Source organism: Aeromonas sp. QDB54, from assembly GCF_027707385.1.
Taxonomy (GTDB): domain Bacteria; phylum Pseudomonadota; class Gammaproteobacteria; order Enterobacterales; family Aeromonadaceae; genus Aeromonas; species Aeromonas hydrophila.
The window spans coordinates 1-16530 of sequence record NZ_JAPCIT010000015.1; the positions used below are offsets into that span (position 1 = coordinate 1).

Genomic DNA, 16530 nt, shown 5'->3' on the forward strand with positions numbered 1-16530 from the left:
CGGAATTGGTAGACGCGCTAGCTTCAGGTGTTAGTGTCCCACGGATGTGAGGGTTCGAGTCCCTCTCTTCGCACCATTCATTATGCAAAAGGCCCATCACGAAAGTGATGGGCCTTTTGTTTTTAGCCCTTGTTATGACTATGCTTTTGACGACTCACCGCCCATCGTCATGCCAAGGAACGCATATGATACTGGATACCGACATTCACAACTTCTACGAGCATCTGGTGCTCAAGGAGATTGAGAGACAGGGGCTCAACCAGAAGCTGAGCGCCAACCAGATGGCCGATCTCTGCTGCCTGACCCTGAACCAGCTGCCCTCCCACTACATTCGTCACGACGTCGACATGATCTACTTCCTGACCGATGCCAAGCGTACCGAGATGGAGAAAAACGTCATCGAGTCGCTCAAGCTGGCGCAAGAGAAGGTGCAAAGCGCCCCGGCCACCTCGTCATAACCAGGGCTGTTGCCAGATCAGGGCCGCGACTCCCGTCATACCGGCCACCGGCAGCAGGATCAGCGCAGGCCTCAGCCTGGGTTCCAGCATGACCCAGGCGGCCAGCAAGAAGCCCAGGCTCCACATACCGTATGCCTTGTCCTGACCCCAGATCAGGATCGCCAGCAGCCCGATCAGCAGCATGGCTCTCACTATCCATCTCATGACACACTCCCTCTCAACAATTGATAACAATTATCATTTGTATTTTAGGAGTATGCAATCGGACTTTTCTATCGGAGTCGAATGTCCCATCGGGGCAAACAGAGCACTCAAAAACGGGTTATGAGATCAACTAATTTGTAAGTTTTTCAATCAAAACTGCATTTTTGCTAAATCAGTTGGGATTTGCCCCCCCAGGTTTGTGGTAGATTGCGGCCTCTTTTTGGGTGGGCCCCTCGGGATACGTGTATCCACAGGACGAGAGGGACTGACCTTGGCGAGCAAGAGTTTAGGAAGTATCTATGCAAAACCAACAAAACCACATCCGATTGCCGGGCATGTCGCAAGTGTTTGCCTGCCTGGCTATTTTCCTGGCCCTGGCCTTCTCCTTCACCAGCGTGCTCGACCTGCCAATCCAGTTGGCACTGTTCATCGCCTGGTTCGTCATCATGGGGCTCGGCATCAAGCTCGGCCATGATTACAAATCCCTGGAGCAGGCGGCCGTAGACGGCGTCGCCAAGGGGATGGGGGCCATCCTGATCCTGGTCTCCGTCGGTGCTCTGGTCGGCACCTGGATTGCCGGCGGCATCGTCCCCAGCATCATCTACTTCGGCCTCAAGGTAATTCACCCGTCCATCTTCCTGCTGGCGACCCTGATTATCTGTTCGCTGACCTCGCTGGCCACCGGTACCTCCTGGGGCTCAGCTGCCACTGCCGGCATCGCCATGATGGGGATCGGCCACAGCCTCGGCGTGCCCGCGCCGCTGGTGGCGGGTGCCGTGCTCTCCGGTGTCTATTTCGGTGACAAGCTCTCCCCGCTCTCCGACTCCGTGGTGCTGGCCTCGACCATGTCCAACGTCGACGTGATGGAACACATCAAGGGGATGCTGCCCATCAGCCTGTTCTCTTATGTCATCACCGCCGCCCTGTTCACCGTGGTCGGCATGCAGTACTCCGGCAACGTCAGCCTGGAGCAGGTCAACCTGGTGATGGAAGCGCTCGACAAGCAGTTCAACATCACCCCGCTGGCCATAGTCCCGGTGGTGCTGGTGCTGGGCCTGTTGGCCAACCGCAAACCCGCCTTCCCGGTGATCAGCTTCGGCGCCCTGCTGGGTCTGATCTGGGCCATCCTGTTCCAGGACATGGATCCGGTCAAGGCGATGCACTCCGCCTACAGCCCGTTTGCCATCACTTCCGGCGTCGACTTCATCGACAACATCCTGGGCCGCGGCGGCATGGAGTCCATGCTGGGCTCGGTGGCCGTCATCATCTTTGGCTTGGGGTTTGGTGGCCTGCTGGAGAAGGTCGGCATCCTAGAAGTGATAGCCAGTGCCTTCGAGAAGCGGATCAACGGTGCCGGCAGCCTGACTACCCACACCATAGGTACCGCCTTCCTGGCCAACGTGTTCGGCTCGGCCATGTACGTATCGCTGATCCTGACCCCCAAGATCATGGCCAAGAACTACGACCGGCTGGGGCTGGCACGCAAGAACCTCTCCCGCAACGCCGAGTTCGGCGGCACCCTCACCTGTGGCATGGTGCCCTGGAGCGACAACGGCATCTTCATGGCCGGGGTACTGGGGGTGGCGACCCTCGACTACCTGCCCTACATGTGGCTCAGCTTCACCTGCATCATCGTGACCATCACCCTCGCCTATCTCGGCAAGGCGGTGAACCGGATCCCGGTGATCGAGGCGGCCAGCTCCCGCTAACCGCCGGAAAAACCATGACAAAGGCGCCAGCACGGCGCCTTTTGTCTGGCCGAGATTAGAGGTTAAGCTGGCAGTCACCTTGATCACACGCGGCAGGACGCCCAGATGAACTTCACCTTTCGCCAGATCCGCTATTTCGTGGCGGTAGCAGACAGCTTCTCGGTCAGCCGCGCCGCCGCCGAGCTGCACATCTCCCAGTCGGCGGTCACCAGCGCCATCCGCGAGCTGGAGACCGAGCTCGGCGCCGCCCTGTTCGAGCGCAATCCGCGCGGCGTCAGCCTCACCACCCAGGGTCACCAGTTTCTGCTGCACGCCCGGCGCATCCTCGGCGCCATGACCGAAGCCGGCCAGTCCCTCAAGGCGGTGGCCCAGCAAGATCAGGGGCGGCTCACCATAGGCGTGACCACGCTGGTGGCCGGCTACTACCTGTCGGAGGCACTCGGCCGCTTTCGCCGCGCCTTCCCGGCGGTGCAGATCGAGGTGAAGGAGGATGAGCAGCCCTATCTCGAGCATCAGATCGTCAACGGCGAGGTGGATGTGGGGATCCTGATGACCAACCGCACCATCCGCCAGGAGGCGTTCGATACCGAGTTGCTGACCCGCTCGCCGCTGCGGGTCTGGCTTGCCGCCAACCACCCGCTCTGCGCCGAGTCGACCCTCTCCCTCAAGGCGCTCGGCGAGGAGCCCATGATCTCGCTGACCGCCGATCAGCTGGACCAGATCATCGGCGGCGGCCTGCGCCGCTACGGCATAGCGCCGCGCATCGTGCTGCGGACCGCCTCGGTGGAGGCGGTGCGCAGCCTGGTGGCGAGCCAGCTCGGGCTCGCCCTGCTGCCAGACTTTGCCTACCGCCCCTGGTCGCTGGAGCAGGAGCGGGGCGAGGCCCGCGCCATCAAGGAGCCCATCCCCGCCATCGACATCGGCCTGGTGTGGCGGCGCGGCTCGCGGCTGGAGTGGACCGCCCGCGAGTTCATCGACATAGTGCGGGATCAGAGCCGGCTGCGGGCCCGTCAACCCCTCGCCCGCTGAGCCTGCCCTGCAACTGTCGTGGTATCTGCCGCAGAAATTCAGATTCATCTGCACTCGATATCGATTTAGCAGATACCTCCGGCGTTAAAAATTGAAATTCTCATTGCTCACGGCTTCTCCTACGCTCATGACTGGTTAACAGGATGTTAATTGTCAGCATGGCATCACAACCGTGCCCGCCTCAGCAAGGAGAGCAAGATGAAACTGACCCCCCTCACCCTGGCCCTGATCCCCGCCCTGCTGGCAGGACAGACCCAGGCTGCCCCCACCACCCTCGGCAAGAGTGAAGGCCAGCTCAACATCGTGGCCTGGGCCGGCTACGTGGAGCGCGGCGAGACCGACAAGAACTACGACTGGGTCACCGGCTTCGAGAAAGAGAGCGGCTGCAAGGTCAACGTCAAGACGGCCGCCACCTCGGACGAGATGGTGGCGCTGATGAACGAGGGAGGCTTCGATCTGGTGACCGCCTCCGGCGACGCCAGCCTGCGCCTCATCGCCGGTGGCAAGGTGCAGGCACTGAACCTAGCGCTCATCCCGAGCTACGGCAAGATAGACCCCCGCCTGCAGAATGCCCCCTGGCACACGGTAGACGGCAAGCATTACGGCGTGCCCTACCAGTGGGGCGGCAACATCTTGATGTACAACACCAAGGTGTTCCCCAAGGCGCCTGACTCCTGGAGCGTGGTGTTCGAGGAGCAGACCCTGCCGGACGGCAAGTCCAACAAGGGGCGGGTGCAGGCGTTCGACGGCCCCATCCACATCGCCGATGCCGCCCTCTATCTGATGAGCCACCAGCCGGCGCTCGGCATCAAGGATCCTTACGAGCTGAACGAGGATCAGTACAAAGCAGCCCTCGACCTCTTGCGCCAGCAGCGCCAACTGGTGGGACGCTACTGGCACGACGCCTTCGTCCAGATCGACGACTTCAAGAACGAGGGGGTGGTCGCCTCCGGCTCCTGGCCGTTCCAGGCCAATACCCTGATTGCCGACAAGCAGCCCATCGCCACGACGGTGCCCAAGGAGGGCGTCACCGGCTGGGCCGACACCAGCATGGTGCACAGCGAGGCCAAGAACCTCACCTGTGCCTATAAGTGGCTGGAGCACTCCCTCAACAACAAGCTGCAGGGGGATCTCGCCTCCTGGTTCGGCTCCGTGCCGGTGGTGCCGGCCGCCTGTGACGGCAATGCCCTGCTCGGGAAAGAGGGGTGCAAGACCAACGGCATCGACAACTTCGATCGAGTGCGCTTCTGGCGTACCCCTGTCACCCAGTGCAAGAGCCAGGGAACCTGCGTTCCTTACTACCGCTGGGTCTCGGACTATATCGCCATCCTGGGTGGTCGCTGAGACAGCCTGAGTAAATGCCGATATGGGGCCGGACAGGAGTCCGGCCCGCTTCCCACACAGACAAGGACGCCCCATGAATGCCGTACAATTTGACCGGGTCAGCCGCCACTATGGCGAGGTGAAGGCGGTCGACGACATCTCCTTCCAGATCCCGGCCGGCGAGTTTTTCACCCTGCTGGGACCGAGCGGTTCCGGCAAGACCACCTGCCTGCGGATGATCGCGGGCTTCGAATACCCGAGCGAGGGGGAGATCCGGCTGTTCGGCGAGCCCTGCTCCACCGTGCCCCCCTACGATCGCAACCTCAATACCGTGTTTCAGGACTACGCCCTGTTTCCCAACATGAATGTGCGCGACAACATCGGCTACGGCCTGATGCTCAAGGGCGTCGCCAAGGCGGAGCGTTACCGCAAGGTGGACGAAATGCTGGAGCTGGTGCGCCTGCCCGGCGTCGGCAACCGCAAACCGGGCCAGCTCTCCGGCGGCCAGCGCCAGCGCATCGCCATCGCCCGGGCACTGATCAACCAGCCGCGCATCCTGCTGCTGGACGAGCCGCTCGGGGCGCTCGACCTCAAGCTGCGCGAGCAGATGCAGCTCGAACTGAAAGCCTTGCAGCGCCAGCTCGGCATCACCTTCATCTTCGTCACCCACGATCAGCAGGAGGCGCTCTCCATGAGCGACCGCATCTGCATCTTCAATCAGGGCAAGATCGAGCAGATAGCCGCGCCAGATACCATCTACGACGCCCCCGCCACCCCCTTCGTCGCCCGCTTCGTCGGCACCGTCAACCTGTTCGAGGGGGAGCAGGCCCGCCGCCTGTGCGGCGATGCTCGCCAGATGATGGTGCGCCCGGAGCGGATCCGGCTCGCCGAGGCCGGCACACCGGGCTGGTCCGGGGAGGTGCGCGAGGTGGAGTACCTCGGCCCCTTCGTGCGCTACCGAGTCAATCTCGGCGAGCAGCTCGAGCTCATCGTCAACCACCCCAACGAGGGCCAGGCCCGCCTGCCCCGTGGCGCCCGGGTCAGCCTCAGCTGGCCGGAGCAGGCGATCCATCGCCTGCACACCGCCCCTCTGGGAGCTCAACCATGAGCGCCCCCCACAGTGCGAGCCTTGCCATGAGCCAACCCACTGCCCCTCTCTCCTATCGGCCGCTGCGGCGCCTCTCCACCCTGCTCTACGGGCGGCCAGGTCTGTTGCTGGCCATCCTGCTCGGGCCGCCGCTGCTGTGGCTCGGTATCATCTATGTCGGCTCCCTGCTGATGCTGCTCTCCAACGCCTTCTTCGGGCTGGACGAGTTCAGCGGCCAGATCCGCCACGAGCTGGGGCTGCAGAACTTCGTCGCCCTGCTGCGAGCGGAGAATCTGGACGTGATCCTGCGCACCGTCGGCATGTCGCTGCTGGTGACCCTGGCCTGCGCCCTGCTCGGCTTTCCGGTGGCCTACTACATGGCGCGCTACACCAGCGGCAAGACCCGGGCCCTGTTCTACGTCGGCATCATGCTGCCGCTCTGGTCCAGCTATCTGGTGCGGGTCTACGCCTGGAAGCTGATCCTGGCCAAGGAGGGGGTCATCAGCTGGCTGGCTGATACTCTGGGACTGGACTGGCTACTGGACGCCATCCTCTCGCTGCCGGTGATCGGGGGAGCGTCGCTGTCGTTCTCGCGCATCGGCACCTTCATCGTGTTCGTCTACGTCTGGCTGCCCTTCATGATCCTGCCCATCCAGGCGGCGGTGGAGCGGATCCCGCGCTCCTTGCTTGAGGCGAGCGGCGATCTCGGTGCCACTCCGGCCCAGACCTTTCGCACCCTGATCCTGCCGCTGGCCCTGCCCGGCGTGGTGGCGGGCTCCATCTTCACCTTCTCCCTGACGCTGGGGGACTACATCATCCCCGGCATCATAGGCAACTCCACCATGTACATAGGTCAGGTGGTCTACATGCAGCAGGGCACGGCGGGCAACCTGCCCTTCGCCGCCGCCTTCTCGCTGGTGCCGATCCTCATCATCGCCATATACCTCACCATCGCGAAACGCTTGGGGGCCTTCGATGCGCTCTAATCAGCCCATGAAACGGGACCATGGCAACCAGCCTTCCGGCCTGCTCAAGTACGCGGCCATCGGCGGTCTCTTGTTCCTGCACTTTCCGATCCTGTTCATCTTCCTCTACGCCTTCACCAGCGAGAGCAAGAGCTACCAGTTCCCACCCCCCGGGCTCACCCTCAAGTGGTTCGAGGTGACCCTCAACCGCCCCGACGTGTGGCGCGCCATCCAGCTGTCGCTGGAGGTAGCGGGGCTGGCGACGCTGGCCGCCATGGTGCTCGGCACTCTGGCGGCGGGGGCCATCGCCCGCAGCCGCTTCTTCGGCCAGGAGGTGGTATCGCTCTTGCTGGTGCTGCCCATCGCCCTGCCCGGTATCGTCACCGGCATCGCGCTGCGCTCCGCCTACGGGGTGATGGAGATCCCCTTCAGCTTCTGGACCATCGTCATCGGTCACGCCACCTTCTGCGTGGTGGTGGTCTACAACAACGCCCTGGCGCGCTTTCGCCGCACCAACCAGAGCCTCATCGAGGCGTCGATGGATCTCGGGGCCGACGGCTTCCAGACCCTGCGCTACGTGATCCTACCCAACCTCGCCACGGCGCTGCTGGCGGGGGGCATGCTGGCGTTCGCCCTCAGCTTTGACGAGGTGATCGTCACCACCTTCACCGCCGGCCAGCAGACCACGCTGCCGATCTGGATGTATCAGGAGCTGATCCGGCCACGGGACAGGCCGGTCACCAACGTGGTGGCGCTCATCATAGTGGCCTTCACCACCATTCCCATTCTGCTTGCCTACTACCTCACCCGCGACGGCCAGGACGTCGCCGGCAGTGGCAAATAACGACTCAACGCGTGCGCAAGGATGCAACCATGAAACTCTCTACCCAACTCTTGATCGACGGTCAGTTCGTCACCGGTGACGGCCAGGCCGAGCCCATCCTCAACCCGGCCACCGGCGAGCTGCTCGCCTCGGTGCCGGAAGCCTCGTTCGAGCAGGTCAACCGGGCGGTAAACGGTGCCCAGCGCGCCTTCGCCCAGTGGAGCCGCACCACCCCGGCCCAGCGCAGCAACCTGCTGCTGCGCCTGGCTGATGCCATCGAGCGCCACGCCGAGGAGTTCGCGGCGCTCGAATCCCTCAACTGCGGCAAACCCTATCTGGCGGTGCTCAATGACGAGCTGCCGGCGGTGGTGGACTGTTTCCGTTTCTTCGCCGGCGCGGCCCGCTGCCTGCAGGGGCCGCTGGCGGGGGAGTACATCGAGGGGCACACCAGCATGATCCGCCGCGATCCCATCGGGGTGGTGGGCAGTATCGCCCCCTGGAACTATCCGCTGATGATGGCGGCCTGGAAGATGGCCCCCGTGCTCGCCGCCGGCAATACGGTGGTGCTCAAGCCCTCCGAGCAGACCCCGCTCACCGCCCTGCGCCTGGCGGAGCTCGCCAGCGAGCTCTTCCCGCGCGGCGTCATCAACATCGTCTGCGGCCGAGGCGAGAGCGTGGGGGCGCCGCTGGTGGAGCACCCGCTGGTACGCATGGTGTCGCTGACCGGTGACATCGCCACCGGCCAGAAGATCCTGCAGAGCGCCGCCCGCACCATGAAACGCACCCATCTGGAGCTGGGTGGCAAGGCGCCGGTCATCATCTTCGACGATGCAGACCTGGAGGCCGTGGTGGCGGGCATTCGCACCTTCGGCTTCTACAACGCCGGCCAGGATTGCACCGCCGCCTGCCGCATCTACGCCCAGGGCAAGATCTACGACAAGTTCGTCGCCGCCATGACCGAGGCGGTCGCCTCCATCAAGGTGGGCGGCCCACGCGAGGAGGGGGTGGAGATGGGGCCGCTCATCTCTGACCGGCAGCGCAACCGGGTGGCCAGCTTCGTGGAGCGGGCCCAGAGCAGCGGCCACGTGGAGGTGACGGCGGGGGGCAAGATCCGCCCCGGCAACGGCTTCTTCTTCGAGCCGACCCTGATCGCCCATGCCCGTCAGGAGGATGAAATCGTGCGCCGCGAGGTGTTCGGCCCGGTGGTGTCGGTGACCCGCTTCAGCGACGCCGAGCAGGTGGTGCAGTGGGCCAACGACTCGGACTACGGCCTCGCCAGCTCGGTCTGGACCAAGGATCTGAGCCTTGCCAGCAAGGTGGCCAGCCACCTGCAGTACGGCTGCACCTGGATCAACACCCACTTCATGCTCACCTCCGAGATGCCCCACGGCGGCATGAAGATGTCCGGCTACGGCAAGGATCTCTCCCTCTACGCCCTCGAAGACTACACGGTGCCGCGCCACATCATGCTCAAGCTGTGAGGCCCGGCCAACCGGACACGAAAAGCAGAAGGCCCCGCATGGCGGGGCCTTCTCTCTGAGCACTCTGCATCTGCACGCCACGCTGGCGATCATGGCCGGGGACGGTACCGGTCGAACCGGCGCGGTCTGCGGCCATCACGCCAGGGCGTTGTCGGCTTAGCGCTGCTTGCCGCTGCCGATACCGAACGGGATGCGGTAGTCGCTGCTCTGATCACCCAGGCTCACGGTCAGGTTGCCCTGGGTGCGGCTCGGGATCTGCACTTGCTGGGTGCCCATCAGGTTGGCATGGACGGAGGCAACCACGTCACCAGACTCGTCACGCACTTCCAGCATGGGGTTGGCCTTGCCTTCGACAGCGGCAGTCGCGTGCCAGTTCACAAACAGCACGCCCGGGGCGGCGTTGAAGTCAGCCGGAACGGAAGCCTGGGCGAAACCTGCGGTCATCAGGCCTGCAACGGCCAGCATCTTGATTACGTTTTTCATGTTCATTCACTCTCTTGGTTTTTATGTCATTGCCTGGGCCGACGGGCCCGAATCAATGCATCCTTGCAAGAGGTTATTCAAATAGTGTGTTGTTCTTTCACCGACATCCGGCACCCTGTTTGAGAGTGCCACAGCCTTGAACGACCAGTTATTTGGCCGCTTGGCGTTCCTGCCTAAGCGTTGAGTGAATATTAAACATCCAGGCCCGCCATTGTTAGCGAGATAAACTGGCCTAGATGTTCAAAAAATCTGAAGTGGCTGTACATCCCGGGTTCAGCGAACGGCAGACCCCCACCGGCGAGGTCATGCGCGTAATCCGGCTGCCGTACGGGCCCGGCAGATCACGCCGGCTCGGTGCGCCGGCGCCCGCCTTGCCAGGTGGTGCCCATGGAGGCGACGATGATCGCCGCGATCCCCAGCCACTGGGCCGGGGGCAATTGTTCCCCCAGCAACAGCAACCCCATCAGGGCCCCCATGGCGGGTTCACCGCTGGTCAGAATGCCGTAGCTCTTGAGCGGCAGCCGGCGCAGGGCAAACATCTCGAGGGAGTAAGGGATCGCGCTGGAGAGCAGCCCTACCCCCACGATGGTCAGCACCACGGGCAGGGTGAAGGTGGCCTCGCTCGCACCACCGAGGCCGAAGGGCAGCACCAGCAAGGCTCCCACCCACATGCCCAGCGCCGGCGCCTGCGCCCCCAGCAGGGCACCGGCACGCTTGCCGGTCAGCATATAGAGCCCCCAGAACACCCCGGCCCCGAACGCCAACGCCGCCCCCAACGGATCGAGGGTCTGTTCGGCCGCCCGCAACGGCAGCAACAACAGCAGGCCGACGATGGCCAGCGCCAGCCAGAGGAAGTCTGCCCGATGGCGCGAGCCGAGCAGCGCCACCGTCAAGGGGCCGATGAACTCGATGGCCAGCGCCACGCCGAGGGGGATCCGCTCGATCGCCAGATAGAAGAGCAGGTTCATGGCCCCGAGCGACAGCCCATAGGGGATGGCCCCCAGCAGGGTGCGTCGATCGAAGGGAATTCGCCAGATGCGAAACACCAGCGAGAGGAGCAGGGCGGCGCATCCCAGTCGGAACAAGGTGGTACCGGCAGCCCCGATCAGGGGAAACAGGGACTTGGCCAGCGAGGCACCGAGGGTAATCGACAGCATGGCAAGGATGACCGCCAGCAGGGAGGAGAAAGCAGTGGTGTTCGGCGGCATCTTGTTCAAACCTGAGCAGACAATCAGAAGTAAAATATATCTGGCGATGGCCGTAATTTCGGTCTAAAACTGGCCCTATTCGATAATTTTTATCTCTCTCCCCATGACCGACAAATTCGATCTGCTCATCCTCGCCGAACTGCAGCAGGATGCCCGCCTGCCGACCCCCGAGCTGGCCCACCGGGTCGGCCTCTCGGCACCGGCCTGTTACCGCCGCGTGCGGGCGCTGCGGGAGGCTGAACTCATCGAGCGGGAGGTGGCGCTGGTGGCACCCGCCACCATGGGCTGGCCCATCACCATGCTGGTGCTCGTGACGCTGGAGCGGGATCACGGCCGCATCATCGATGGGATGATCGCCAGCCTGCAAGGGGAGCCGGAGGTCATGGACCTCTGGTACGTCACGGGGGAGCAGGACTTCGTGCTGCAGGTCGCCGCACGGGACATGCAGAGCTACGACCTGTTTACCCGGCGGGTGCTGCATGCCAGGGAGCAGGTGCGCAGCTTCAAGACCCTGGTGGTCATGAAACAGCACAAACGCTGCGGAGCCTTGCTGCCTGCCTGAGGTGAGAACGCAGCATGTCCTTGGGAAGAAATGAGATAAAGGATGGCGCCTTGAACGCGGCGCCAGATCTCAACCGGGGTGGGATTGCCCGCCCCGGCTGGGTCAGACCGCTGCCAGCTCCTCCGCCGTCATCGGCCGCAATACCTTGCAGGGGTTGCCAGCCGCCACCACGCCCGCTGGCACATCCTTGGTCACCACCGAACCCGCGCCAATGATGCTGTTGTCCCCTATGGTGACGCCGGGGCAGATGACGACGCTGCCACCGATCCAGACGTTGTGGCCGATCCGCACCGGCTTGCCGAACTCCACCCCCTTGATGCGCGGCGCCACCGCCACCGGATGAGCGGCGGTGTAGATCTGCACCCCCGGCGCCAGCAGCACGTTGTCGCCGATGTGCACCTCGCACACGTCGAGGATGGTGCAGCCCACATTGGCGTAGAAGTTCTCCCCCACGAAGATGTTGGCGCCATAGTCGCAAAAGAACGGCGGGTTGATGGCGCACGCTTTGCCACGGCCGCCCAGCAGTTCATGGAGCAGGGCATCCCGCGCCGGTTTCTCCTGCCAGCTGGTGTTGAAGGTGTGATAGAGCCTGCGGCAACGCTCGCGCGCCGCCTTGAGCTCGGGGTCGCCTGCATCATAAGGCTCCCCCGCTACCATCTTCTGCCACTCGGCGCCACGCACTACCGCCTTTGTCATCACCTCGTTCATCGCCTACTCCACCAGCCAGATCAGGGATTCATAAGGGCGCAGCATACAGGACTGCGGCCGGGCCGGGCTATCCGGGTAGTTGCCAAGCAGCAGGCGCCCCTTGCCGGTGGCCAGCTCGTCCGGCAGGGCGAAGGTGGCCGGCTCGCCGTAGAAGTTGCTCACCACCAGCAATGTCTGGCCGTTGGCGCAGCGGGCATAGGCCCAGATCTGCGGGTGCCCCGCCAGCAGCTCCTGATAATCCCCCTGGGTGAAGATGGGATGAGTCTTGCGCAGGCGGATCAGATCCCGGTAGTGCCAGAACACCGAGCTCTGGTCGGCCAGCGCTGCCTCGGCGTTGATCAGCGGGTAGTTGGCGGCAGGCTTGAGCCAGGGCGATCCGCTGGTGAAGCCGGCGTTGGCCGCGGCGCTCCACTGCATCGGGGTACGCGAGTTGTCGCGGGACTTGGCGCCGAGAATGGTGAGGATCTCGGCCTCGCTCATCCCTTCGGCCTGCTTGATGGCGAAGATGTTGCGGCTCTCCACATCCTGATAGTCATCGATGCGCTGATAGCCGGGGTTGGTCATGCCGATCTCCTCCCCCTGATAGATGTAGGGGGTGCCTTGCAGGCCGTGCAGTGTGCTGGCCAGCATCTTGGCGGCCACCACCCTATGCTCGCCCTCGTCACCGAAGCGGGAGACGATGCGCGGCTGATCGTGGTTGCACCAGAACAGCGCCGACCACCCCTTGCCGTGCATGCCGCTCTGCCAGTGGTTGAAGATGCGCTTGAGCTCGAGGAAATCGAACGGCGCCTTGGTCCACTTGTCGCCATTGGGGTAATCCACCTTGAGGTGGTGGAAGTTGAACACCATGGAGAGCTCGGAGCCATCCAGCGCGCCGTAGCGCTGGCAGTGCTCCAGCGAAGTAGAGGACATCTCCCCCACCGTCATGGCACCGACCGGAGCAAAGACGTCGCGGCTCACGTCCTGCAAAAATTCGTGGATACGCGGCCCGTCGGTGTAGAAGCGGCGGCCATCACCCACCTCGTCGTTCGGGAACGCCTGATCCTTGGAGATGAGGTTGATGACGTCGAGCCGGAAACCGTCCACCCCCTTCTTGGCCCAGAAGTGGATGATGTTTTTCACCTCGGCACGTACCGCCGGGTTCTCCCAATTGAGATCCGCCTGCTCGCGGGCAAACAGGTGCAGGTAGTACTGACCGGTGAGGTCATCTAGCTCCCAGGCACTGCCGCCAAACTTGGATTGCCAGTTGTTGGGCACACCGCCATCCACCGGATCGCGCCAGATGTAGTAGTCGCGGTAGGGGCTGTTCTTGTCCCCCAGCGCCGACTTGAACCAGGTGTGCTCGGTGGAGGTGTGGTTCACCACGATATCCATCACGATGCGGATGTCGCGCGCGTGGGCGGCAGCCAGCAGCGCCTCGAAGTCGGCCATGGTGCCGTAGGCGGGGTCGATGGCAAGGTAGTCAGCGATGTCGTAGCCGTTGTCCACCTGCGGGGAGACGTACACCGGAGTCAGCCAGAGGGCATCGACACCGAGAGTCTTGAGATAGTCGAGGCGGGCCATGATCCCCTTGAGATCGCCGGTGCCACGGGCAGCGGAATCCTGAAAGCTCTTGGGGTAAATCTGGTAAATCACGGCGCTCTGCCACCAGGGTGTTTGGCTCATGGGTCTTGCTCTTGTCTCGAATGAAAAAGGGAGAGGGCGACCCTGCGGGTCGCCCTGATGCGTGGGATCAGGCGCTGGCCTGGGCCAGCTTGCCGGCAGCCTGCTGGCGCTTGTAGACCAGCAGCGTCAGCAGGGCGGGGACCACGATGGCCACCAGCATGGCGATGGCGTAGATGCCCCAGTATTGCGGCTGGATGGAGAGGATGCCCGGCAGGCCGCCCACCCCGATGCCGTTGGCCATCACACCGGCGAAGCCGCAGATGAGAGCCGCACAGCTTGAGCCCACCATGGCGCACAGCATGGGGAACTTGTACTTGAGGTTGATGCCGTACATGGCCGGCTCGGTCACCCCGAGATAGGCGGAGATGGCGGCCGGGACCGATATCTCCCGCTCGTTCTCCTTGCGGCTGATCAGGATGATGCCGACGACCGCAGACGCCTGGGCGATGTTGGAGAGGGCGATCAGCGGCCAGATGGGGGTGCCGCCCATGCTCTGCATCAGTTGCAGGTCCACCGCGTTGGTGGTGTGGTGGATGCCGGTGATGACCAGGGGCGCATAGAGGAAGCCGAACAGGGCGGCGCCGATGGGGGCAAACGAACCCGTCATGGCCGCCTTGGCGGCAAAGCCGACGCCGTCACCAATCCAGCGGCCGAACGGACCGATCAGGGCGTGGGCCACGATCACCGCCAGCAGCAGGGAGATGAAGGGCACAATCACCAGGTAGAGATAGGCCGGGATGATGCGCTTGAGGCTGGTCTCCACCCAGGCGAGGAAGACACCCGCCAGCAGGGCCGGAATGACCTGGGCCTGATACCCCACCTTCTGGATGACGAAGAGGCCGAAGTCCCACACTTCCGGGGTCTGCTGGCCGATGCCATAGGCGTTCATCAGTTGCGGCGACACCAGCGTGATACCCAGCACGATGCCGAGGATCTCGGAGCCGCCCATCTTCTTCACCGCAGACCAGCAGACACCCACCGGCAGGAAGTGGAAGATGGCTTCACCCAGCAGCCAGAGGAAGGCGTGCACCTGGGCCCAGAACTGGCTGATCTCGGTGAGGGTGTGGGTGCCGTCGTCGAACATCTTGATGTCGCCGATGACGTTGCGAAAGCCCAGGATCAAACCACCGGTGATGATGGCGGGCAGCAGGGGGACGAAGATCTCCGCCAGGTGGGAGATGCCGCGCTCCAACGGGTTCATGTTGTGGCGGGCGGCCTGTTTGGCGGCCTCCTTGCTGCCGCCGCTCACGCCGATCTCCTGGGTGAGCGCCTTGTACCACTGATCCACCTCGTTGCCGATCACCACCTGGAACTGGCCGCCCTGGGTGAAGCTCCCCTTCACCGAAGGGATGGTCTCGATGGCCTTGGGATCGGCCTTGGCCGGATCGGCCAGCACGAACCTGAGCCGGGTCAGGCAGTGGCTGACAGTGGTGATGTTCTCTTTGCCGCCGATCCGCTCGATCAGCTGCGCCAGATGCTGTGTGTTGACTTTTGACATGAGCCTTCCCTCTGTGACTCCATGAATAATGGTCGTGTCTTTACCGGCTGGCCAAGGACCGCCCGTTTATTGGTATCGTTCCCAATCAGCATGAAGCCAGTGGCTGGCATCGGCAATGGGAACGTTCCCAATTCGTGGCGCTGGTCACAAAAAGCGCAAAACGCCGGGAATGGAGGAAAAGATAGACTACAGGGGCTGACAGGGGGCGATGGTCGCTCTGGGGGGTTGCCCCTCTTCAATCTGGTCGAGCAGCTGTCTGGCGGCCAGGATGCCGGCGTCCTTGTAGCCGAAATCCAGGCTGAGGGTGTTGGCAAAGAGGAACGTCAGCATGGGATTGCTGCCAAGGCCGCTCACCAGGATGTCGGTGCGACCCTGCTCCTGCAGGTATTTGGCGGCGCCGATGGCCAGGGTGTCGCTGGCGCAGACCATGGCCTGGGTGGTGGGGGTGAGCAGCTCGGCCGCGAGCCGATAGCCGCTTTGCAGACCGAGATCCCCGAGGGCGCTGCGGGGCGTGCGCCCCTGTTCCCGACAGTAGTCGAGGTAAGCCTGATGCCGACGCAGCCCAGTGGTGAGATCGCTGCGTTCCACCCCGAGATAGGCGACCTCGGTCAGGCCACGCTCCCCGAGGTGGGCGAGCACGGCGCGCACCGCCCCGTCATCGTCGAAGCAGACCGACGAGAAGCCGGGGCGCTCGCGGGCCATCAGCACCAGTTTCTCCCTGAGCGGCGCCATGGCGGCATAGTCCAGATCGTTGAAGGCAAACAGGATGATGCCGTCCACCCCGCGCCGCTCCAGCACCGCCAGGTGCTCGCTCACCTTGGCGGGGGAGAACTTGCTCTCCATCAGCACGGCGTCGTAGCCACGCTGGTAGAGGGTCTCCAGCATGCCGCGCACCGCCTGGTTCTCGGAGCTGGAGTCGAGGCGCGACACCACGATGCCGACCACCTGCTGGCTCTGGCTGCGCATGGCCCGCGCCGACTTGCTCGGCACGAAGCCGTGTTCGGCGATGATCTGCTCCACCCGGTCACGGGTCGCCTGCTTCACCTTGGGATCCTGATTGAGCACCCGGGAGACGGTCGACTTGCCGACACCACTGAGTCGGGCGATATCGAGGATGGTCAGTTTTTTGTCCATGAAGTGGCTCACAGGGGCTCGGCGGTGGAATTGCCCACATTGTTGTGATTAACCCCTGTGAATACAAGCCCATGGCGTTAGAATGCCCCTTTGGCCCCGGCGAACGCCGTGCCATTCGCCATCGCACAGGACGCGCATCATGGGTCTATTCGCCAGTCTGCTTCCATCTCTCTCCGTCACGGGCCCCGTCTAT

The 16530-nt window shown here is 63.6% G+C and carries 16 protein-coding genes; 9 read left to right on the top strand and 7 right to left on the bottom strand.

What is annotated here, in order from left to right:
- The first annotated feature begins 185 nt into the window (after positions 1 to 185).
- Positions 186 to 458 carry a late competence development ComFB family protein gene (locus tag PG881_RS15045; protein ID WP_016352123.1) on the top strand — a complete coding sequence of 91 codons (273 nt, stop codon included), beginning with the start codon at positions 186 to 188 and terminating at the stop codon, positions 456 to 458.
- On the opposite strand, the gene PG881_RS15050 is transcribed toward PG881_RS15045, so the two are convergent.
- Positions 453 to 662, bottom strand: coding sequence for a hypothetical protein (locus tag PG881_RS15050; protein WP_011707516.1), 210 nt, complete (start codon positions 660 to 662; stop codon positions 453 to 455). The genes PG881_RS15045 and PG881_RS15050 overlap by 6 nt on opposite strands.
- 299 nt (positions 663 to 961) lie before the next feature.
- Here PG881_RS15050 and nhaC point away from each other — a divergent pair, with 299 nt between their 5' ends.
- The 7 genes from nhaC to PG881_RS15085 all read left to right on the top strand — a co-directional run bounded on the left by nhaC (position 962) and on the right by PG881_RS15085 (position 9079).
- Positions 962 to 2371, top strand: coding sequence for a Na+/H+ antiporter NhaC (gene nhaC / locus PG881_RS15055; protein ID WP_016352125.1), 1410 nt, complete (start codon positions 962 to 964; stop codon positions 2369 to 2371).
- A gap of 105 nt (positions 2372 to 2476) precedes the next feature.
- Positions 2477 to 3400: a LysR family transcriptional regulator gene (locus PG881_RS15060; RefSeq protein WP_270801045.1), complete on the top strand. Its 924-nt coding sequence runs from the start codon at positions 2477 to 2479 to the stop codon at positions 3398 to 3400.
- A 198-nt stretch (positions 3401 to 3598) separates the two neighbouring features.
- Positions 3599 to 4744: an ABC transporter substrate-binding protein gene (locus PG881_RS15065; protein WP_270801048.1), complete on the top strand. Its 1146-nt coding sequence runs from the start codon at positions 3599 to 3601 to the stop codon at positions 4742 to 4744.
- Between the two features lie 73 nt (positions 4745 to 4817).
- Complete coding sequence (locus PG881_RS15070; protein ID WP_270801050.1) at positions 4818 to 5831, top strand: ABC transporter ATP-binding protein; 1014 nt, start codon at positions 4818 to 4820, stop codon at positions 5829 to 5831.
- Complete coding sequence (locus tag PG881_RS15075) at positions 5828 to 6796, top strand: ABC transporter permease (RefSeq protein WP_270801054.1); 969 nt, start codon at positions 5828 to 5830, stop codon at positions 6794 to 6796. Before PG881_RS15070 ends, PG881_RS15075 begins: the two co-directional genes overlap by 4 nt.
- A 7-nt stretch (positions 6797 to 6803) precedes the next feature.
- Entirely contained in the window at positions 6804 to 7619 is an 816-nt protein-coding gene (locus PG881_RS15080) for an ABC transporter permease (RefSeq protein WP_011707522.1), read from the top strand.
- Positions 7620 to 7648: 29 nt separating this feature from the next.
- Positions 7649 to 9079 carry a gamma-aminobutyraldehyde dehydrogenase gene (locus PG881_RS15085; RefSeq protein WP_270801057.1) on the top strand — a complete coding sequence of 477 codons (1431 nt, stop codon included), beginning with the start codon at positions 7649 to 7651 and terminating at the stop codon, positions 9077 to 9079.
- A 156-nt stretch (positions 9080 to 9235) separates the two neighbouring features.
- Here the strand turns inward: PG881_RS15085 and PG881_RS15090 are convergent, their stop codons facing one another.
- Positions 9236 to 9568, bottom strand: a complete 333-nt coding sequence (locus PG881_RS15090) for a hypothetical protein (RefSeq protein WP_016352131.1) — start codon at positions 9566 to 9568, stop codon at positions 9236 to 9238.
- A gap of 335 nt (positions 9569 to 9903) precedes the next feature.
- Positions 9904 to 10770: an EamA family transporter gene (locus PG881_RS15095; protein ID WP_270801063.1), complete on the bottom strand. Its 867-nt coding sequence runs from the start codon at positions 10768 to 10770 to the stop codon at positions 9904 to 9906.
- Between the two features lie 103 nt (positions 10771 to 10873).
- On the opposite strand from PG881_RS15095, the gene PG881_RS15100 reads away from it, so the two are divergent.
- Positions 10874 to 11332, top strand: coding sequence for an Lrp/AsnC family transcriptional regulator (locus PG881_RS15100; protein ID WP_270801065.1), 459 nt, complete (start codon positions 10874 to 10876; stop codon positions 11330 to 11332).
- Positions 11333 to 11434: 102 nt separating this feature from the next.
- Here PG881_RS15100 and PG881_RS15105 read toward each other — a convergent pair whose 3' ends face one another.
- The 4 genes from PG881_RS15105 to treR form a co-directional block, all read right to left on the bottom strand.
- Positions 11435 to 12040 carry a sugar O-acetyltransferase gene (locus PG881_RS15105; RefSeq protein WP_270801067.1) on the bottom strand — a complete coding sequence of 202 codons (606 nt, stop codon included), beginning with the start codon at positions 12038 to 12040 and terminating at the stop codon, positions 11435 to 11437.
- Between the two features lie 3 nt (positions 12041 to 12043).
- Positions 12044 to 13705, bottom strand: coding sequence for an alpha,alpha-phosphotrehalase (gene treC, locus PG881_RS15110; RefSeq protein ID WP_270801069.1), 1662 nt, complete (start codon positions 13703 to 13705; stop codon positions 12044 to 12046).
- A gap of 67 nt (positions 13706 to 13772) precedes the next feature.
- Positions 13773 to 15203, bottom strand: coding sequence for a PTS trehalose transporter subunit IIBC (treB, locus tag PG881_RS15115; RefSeq protein ID WP_270801071.1), 1431 nt, complete (start codon positions 15201 to 15203; stop codon positions 13773 to 13775).
- Positions 15204 to 15389: 186 nt separating this feature from the next.
- Positions 15390 to 16337, bottom strand: coding sequence for a trehalose operon repressor TreR (gene treR / locus PG881_RS15120; protein WP_270801072.1), 948 nt, complete (start codon positions 16335 to 16337; stop codon positions 15390 to 15392).
- Positions 16338 to 16530 lie beyond the last annotated feature (193 nt).

Coding starts and splice junctions, on each gene's coding strand:
- treB (WP_270801071.1), bottom strand. CDS start 15,203: ATGTCAAAAGTCAACACACAGCATCTGGCGCAGCTGATCGAGCGGATC.
- PG881_RS15100 (WP_270801065.1), top strand. CDS start 10,874: ATGACCGACAAATTCGATCTGCTCATCCTCGCCGAACTGCAGCAGGAT.
- PG881_RS15075 (WP_270801054.1), top strand. CDS start 5,828: ATGAGCGCCCCCCACAGTGCGAGCCTTGCCATGAGCCAACCCACTGCC.
- treC (WP_270801069.1), bottom strand. CDS start 13,705: ATGAGCCAAACACCCTGGTGGCAGAGCGCCGTGATTTACCAGATTTAC.
- PG881_RS15105 (WP_270801067.1), bottom strand. CDS start 12,040: ATGAACGAGGTGATGACAAAGGCGGTAGTGCGTGGCGCCGAGTGGCAG.
- nhaC (WP_016352125.1), top strand. CDS start 962: ATGCAAAACCAACAAAACCACATCCGATTGCCGGGCATGTCGCAAGTG.
- PG881_RS15095 (WP_270801063.1), bottom strand. CDS start 10,770: ATGCCGCCGAACACCACTGCTTTCTCCTCCCTGCTGGCGGTCATCCTT.
- treR (WP_270801072.1), bottom strand. CDS start 16,337: ATGGACAAAAAACTGACCATCCTCGATATCGCCCGACTCAGTGGTGTC.
- PG881_RS15050 (WP_011707516.1), bottom strand. CDS start 662: ATGAGATGGATAGTGAGAGCCATGCTGCTGATCGGGCTGCTGGCGATC.
- PG881_RS15090 (WP_016352131.1), bottom strand. CDS start 9,568: ATGAACATGAAAAACGTAATCAAGATGCTGGCCGTTGCAGGCCTGATG.
- PG881_RS15085 (WP_270801057.1), top strand. CDS start 7,649: ATGAAACTCTCTACCCAACTCTTGATCGACGGTCAGTTCGTCACCGGT.
- PG881_RS15070 (WP_270801050.1), top strand. CDS start 4,818: ATGAATGCCGTACAATTTGACCGGGTCAGCCGCCACTATGGCGAGGTG.
- PG881_RS15060 (WP_270801045.1), top strand. CDS start 2,477: ATGAACTTCACCTTTCGCCAGATCCGCTATTTCGTGGCGGTAGCAGAC.
- PG881_RS15045 (WP_016352123.1), top strand. CDS start 186: ATGATACTGGATACCGACATTCACAACTTCTACGAGCATCTGGTGCTC.
- PG881_RS15080 (WP_011707522.1), top strand. CDS start 6,804: ATGAAACGGGACCATGGCAACCAGCCTTCCGGCCTGCTCAAGTACGCG.
- PG881_RS15065 (WP_270801048.1), top strand. CDS start 3,599: ATGAAACTGACCCCCCTCACCCTGGCCCTGATCCCCGCCCTGCTGGCA.